Source organism: Methylobacterium oxalidis, from assembly GCF_007992195.1.
GTDB lineage: Bacteria > Pseudomonadota > Alphaproteobacteria > Rhizobiales > Beijerinckiaceae > Methylobacterium > Methylobacterium oxalidis.
The window spans coordinates 1-4,725 of record NZ_BJZU01000022.1; the positions used below are offsets into that span (position 1 = coordinate 1).

General features: G+C 73.1%; 4 protein-coding genes. 3 read left to right on the plus strand and 1 reads right to left on the minus strand.

The features are described 5' to 3' along the window. Nucleotides 1-74: 74 nt before the first annotated feature. On the minus strand, nucleotides 75-311 hold the full coding sequence (locus MOX02_RS07385; protein ID WP_147025167.1) for a hypothetical protein: 237 nt from the start codon (nucleotides 309-311) through the stop codon (nucleotides 75-77). A 229-nt stretch (nucleotides 312-540) separates the two neighbouring features. On the opposite strand from MOX02_RS07385, the gene MOX02_RS07390 reads away from it, so the two are divergent. The 3 genes from MOX02_RS07390 (at nucleotide 541) to glcF (ending at nucleotide 4,720) form a co-directional block, all read left to right on the plus strand. After that, the gene (locus MOX02_RS07390; protein WP_147025168.1) at nucleotides 541-1,983 is read left to right on the plus strand and encodes a polysaccharide biosynthesis C-terminal domain-containing protein; all 1,443 of its coding nucleotides are present in this window, start codon (nucleotides 541-543) and stop codon (nucleotides 1,981-1,983) included. Between the two features lie 82 nt (nucleotides 1,984-2,065). Beyond that, nucleotides 2,066-3,250 carry an FAD-binding protein gene (locus MOX02_RS07395; RefSeq protein WP_147025169.1) on the plus strand — a complete coding sequence of 395 codons (1,185 nt, stop codon included), beginning with the start codon at nucleotides 2,066-2,068 and terminating at the stop codon, nucleotides 3,248-3,250. Between the two features lie 120 nt (nucleotides 3,251-3,370). After that, a complete protein-coding gene (glcF, locus tag MOX02_RS07400; protein ID WP_147025170.1) occupies nucleotides 3,371-4,720 on the plus strand; it encodes a glycolate oxidase subunit GlcF in 1,350 nt (449 codons plus the stop codon). Nucleotides 4,721-4,725: the final 5 nt, after the last annotated feature.

Consider the following 4,725-nt stretch of genomic DNA (forward strand, 5'->3'; position numbering starts at 1 on the left):
GCCCTCTCCCGAACGGGAATGGGAGCCCGTCGTCACCCCTCCCGTCCGGGAACGGGGCCCCGCGCTCGGTCGCCTCAGTCGCAGGATTCCTTCGTCACCGTCTTGCGGTCGCCATACTCGTTCGTCTTCGAGACCGTCTTCGAGGCGCAGCCGTCGCTGTGCTCGCGGGTCTCGACCGTCTTGCGCTCGGTCGCGGGCCGGTCGACCACCACGTCGGGCGCGTCGCGGCGGATGACGGTGGTCTCGGCGGTGGCGGCCTGCGCGCCGAACAGGGTGAGGAGCGTGGCGGCGGCGAAGAGCTGATTGCGCATGGACAATCCTCCGTGAGTTGAAGATGCGCAAGCAACGACAACCCTAGCGGGACAGTTCCGGGCCATTCGCACTGGCCCACAGGATGCATCCGAAGCGGGCAGGAGGGCGCTCCGCCCGTGCGGATCCGTCATCTTGGTGCCGGATTAGGGGAATCTTACGCGTCCGCCTGTATGGAGCGGCGATGCGTCCCTTCGCGCCGCCGCGGGATGTCCGCCCTGGGGGGCCATGATGGCCGTGATCGCCGCCTTCGTCCTGAATGCCGGGCTGAACTTCATCCTCGGCCTCGTCATCGCGAAGCTGCTCGGGCCGGCGGATTTCGGGCGCTTCGCCCTGGCGACGGCCGGCGCCATCGTGCTCAACACGCTGCTGTTCGAGTGGCTGCGCCTCTCGGCGACGCGCTTCTACTCGCAGCGCGTGCGCGCGGGCGAGCCCTGGATCCGCCACGGGCTCGACCGGGCCTACGCGGTGCTCGGCCTCGCGCTGCTCGCCGCCGCGATGCTCTGCGCCGGGTTCGGCGTCGAGGCCGGGCCCGAGAGCCGGGGCGCGCTCCTCGCCGGCACGGCCTTCGCCGCGCTCGGCATCGGCGTGTTCGACTACCACGCCGCGCTCGCCCGGGCCCGCTTCGACGGCGGCCTCTATCTCGGCCTCGTGGGCCTGAAGAACGCGCTCGCCTTCACCCTGATGGTGGCCACCGCCTGGTACCTGCCGCAGCCGGCCTGCGTGCTCGTCGCCTTCGCGGTCGGCCAGTGCGCCTCGGTGTTCCTGCTGCGGGGCCCGCTGCGCGACCCCGCCGCGCCCGTGCACCGGGTCCGCCTGCGCGAGACCTGGCGCCTGTTCATGGTCTACGGCCTGCCGCTCATCGCCGCGAACGCGATCTACCAGGCCATGCCCTTCCTCAACCGGGCGGCGCTCGCCGCGCAGGCGGGCTTCGCCGAGGCCGGCTACTTCGCGCTGGCCGCGGACGTGACCCTGCGCAGCCTCAGCACCCTCGGCACCGCCCTCGACCTGCTGCTGTTCCAGCTCGCCGTCCGCGCCGAGGAGCTCTCGGGCGCGGCCGAGGCCGAACGCCAGGTGGCGCGCAACGCCGCCACGGTGGTCGCGCTGCTGCTGCCCTGCGCGGTGGGGTTCTGGGCGGTGCTGCCGGCGCTCCAGGCCCTCGTCGTGCCGGAGGCGTATCGCGGGCCCTTCGCGGCCTACGCGCTCCTGCTGCTGCCCGGCCTGTTCTGCCTCGCGATGATGAACTTCGCCCTCAACCCGGTCTTCCAGATCCGCCGCCGGACGATGCCGGTGATCGCGGCCTCCGTGCTCGGCCTCGCCGTCAACGGCGCCGGCCTGCTCGTGCTGCCGCCCCTGATGGGGCCGGCAGGCATCGCGCTCGCGCAGACGGCGGGGCTCGCCGCCGCCTTCCTCGGCCTCGCGCTGCGCGCTCTCGCGGGGCCGGAGCGGCTGCGCCTGCCCTGGCGCGAGATCGCAGCCGCCGCCGCCGCCTGCCTCGTCATGGGCCTCGCGCTGGCCCCCTTCCGCGCGCTGCCGCCGGCGACCGCGCTGGCGCTGTGCGTGCCGCTCGGCGCCGCGATCTACGGCGCCCTGGTCTGGATCTTCGACATCGCCGGCCTGCGCGGGGCGGTCGAGGAGCGCTTCCGGCGGCGCCATCCCGCGCCCGCCGCGTAGGTGGCGCTTGAATCGCGGGTGCAATCCCCCATGATCCTGCCTAAAGGGACCCCGGAAGCGGGACCCGTTCGGGCAGGAAGCGATGCGTTCATACGAGCCGCGAGGCGAGGACGAGGCGGCGGAGATCGTGCGGGAAGCCGGTAGCCGCGCCGAGCGGCTGCGGCTCGTGGGCGGCGACACCAAGGCCCCGATGGGCCGTCCCGCCCAGGACGAGGCGACGCTCTCGGCCCGGGGCCTCTCCGGAATCACCCTCTACGAGCCCGCCGAGATGGTGGTCGGCGCCCGCGCCGGCACGCCGCTTTCCGAGGTGCAGGCGCTGCTGGCCGGGCGCGGCCAGATGCTGCCCTTCGAGCCGATGGATCACCGCGGCCTGCTCGGCTCCTCCGGCGAGCCGACCATCGGCGCGGTGGCGGCCATCAACAATTCCGGCCCCCGCCGAATCAACGCCGGCGCGGCCCGCGACAGCCTGATCGGCGTCCGGTTCGTCAACGGGCGCGGGGAGGTCATCAAGTCGGGCGGCCGGGTGATGAAGAACGTCACCGGCCTCGATCTCGTGAAGTTGATGGCGGGCTCCTGGGGCACGCTCGGCCTCCTCACCGAGGTGACCTTCAAGGTGCTGCCCGTGCAGGAGCGGGTCGCCACCCTCGTCCTCGAGGGGCTCGACGACGGCCGCGCCGTCGAGGCGCTGTGCGCGGCGCTCGGCTCTCCCTTCGAGCTCACCGGCGCGGCCCACCTGCCGGCCGGCATCGCGGACGAGCGGGCCCTCACGCTGATGCGGATCGAGGGCTTCTCCACCTCGATCGATTACCGCGCGGGCGAGCTGCGCCGCCTCCTCAAGCGCTTCGGTGCGGCGACCCTGGTGGAGGGCGAGGCGAGCGCCACGCTCTGGACCGCCGTGCGCGACGCGGGCTTCTTCGCCGGCACGGGCGAGGCGGTCTGGCGCCTCTCCGCGGCGCCGACGCACGGGCCGGCCATCGCCGCCGCGATCGGGCGGGCACGGGCCGCGCGCTGGTTCTACGACTGGGGCGGCGGCCTCGTCCTCGTCGCCACGGACGCCGCCGAGGACGCGGGCGCCGCCGCGATCCGCTCCGCGCTGCGGCCCTATGGCGGCCACGCCACCCTGGTGCGCGCGCCCGACGCCGTGCGGGCGGCGGTGCCGGTCTTCGAGCCCCTCGCCGAGCCGCTGATGCGGGTCAGCCAGGGCCTCAAGGCGGCCCACGACCCGGTCGGCATCTTCAATCCGGGCCGGATGTATCCCGGGATCTGACCGACGCGACATCGGGCGCCACCGCGCGCGCCCGCGTTGGTGTAATGATTCTCATTCGAATGTGATGGATCCGGCCGCGGCGGCGCACGAGACCCGCCCGGCCGCGCCGAGGAAACGACCGTGCAGACGAATTTCAGCCTCGCGCAGCTCGCCGATCCCGCCATGGCGGCCTCGGAGAAGATCCTGCGCACCTGCGTCCATTGCGGCTTCTGCACCGCCACCTGCCCGACCTACCTCCTGCTGGGCGACGAGCTCGATTCCCCGCGCGGGCGCATCTACCTGATCAAGGACATGCTGGAGGGGGCCAAGCCCGCCACCGCCGAGGTGGTGAAGCACGTCGACCGATGCCTCTCCTGCCTCTCCTGCATGACGACCTGCCCCTCGGGCGTGCACTACATGCACCTCGTCGATCACGCCCGCGCGCATATCGAGACGACCTACGCGCGCCCGCCGGAGGACCGCTGGCTGCGGTCGCTGCTCGCCTTCGTGTTGCCCTACCCGAACCGCTTCCGCCTCGCGCTCCTCGGCGCCAAGATCGGCCAGCCGCTGCGCTCGGTCGTCGCCCGCCTGCCGCGGGTCGGCAACCGGCTCGCCGCCATGCTCGACCTCGCGCCGGCGGCGCTGCCCGGCCGCAACCCGACCGACCGGCCCGGCGTGTTCCCGCCGCCGGCCAACAGCAACGCCCCGCGCGGGCGCGTGGCGCTGCTCAGGGGCTGCGCCCAGAGCGTGCTGCGGCCCGACTTCAACGAGGCGGCGATCCGCCTCCTCAACCGGCATGGCGTCGAGGTGGTGCAGCCGAAGGGGGAGGGCTGCTGCGGGGCGCTCACCCACCACATGGGCCGCGAGGATTCCGCCCACGCCTTCGCCAAGCGCACCATCGACGCCTGGATCGCCGAGATCGACGGCAAGGGCCTCGACGCCATCGTGGTGACCGCCTCCGGCTGCGGCACCACGATCAAGGATTACGGCTTCATGTTCCGCAACGACCCGGCCTACGCCGAGAAGGCGGCGCGCGTGTCCGCCCTCGCCAAGGACGTGACGGAGTACGTGGCGAGTCTCGGCCTGATGGAGCCGGTGATCGAGAGCGACCTCGTGGTGGCCTACCACTCCGCCTGCTCGATGCAGCACGGCCAGGGCATCCGCACGGAGCCGAAGAACCTCCTGAAGCGGGCGGGCTTCACCGTGAAGGACGTGCCGGAGGGCCACATCTGCTGCGGCTCGGCCGGCACCTACAACATCCTGCAGCCGGAGATCGCCGAGCGCCTGCGCGCCCGCAAGGTCGCCAACATCGAGCGGATGCAGCCCGACCTCGTCGCCACCGGCAACATCGGCTGCGTGACGCAGATCGGGAAGGGCACGGCGCTGCCGATCGTGCACACGGTCGAGCTCCTCGACTGGGCCACCGGCGGTCCGAGGCCGGAGGCGCTGGCAAACCTGCCCGACCGCGCCGCCCCGATGGCGGCGGAGTAGCGCCG

What these genes read in the sequence shown, in the direction of transcription:
- MOX02_RS07385 (WP_147025167.1), bottom strand. Translation starts at nt 311, where the DNA reads ATGCGCAATCAGCTCTTCGCCGCCGCCACGCTCCTCACCCTGTTCGGC.
- MOX02_RS07395 (WP_147025169.1), top strand. Translation starts at nt 2,066, where the DNA reads ATGCGTTCATACGAGCCGCGAGGCGAGGACGAGGCGGCGGAGATCGTG.
- MOX02_RS07390 (WP_147025168.1), top strand. Translation starts at nt 541, where the DNA reads ATGGCCGTGATCGCCGCCTTCGTCCTGAATGCCGGGCTGAACTTCATC.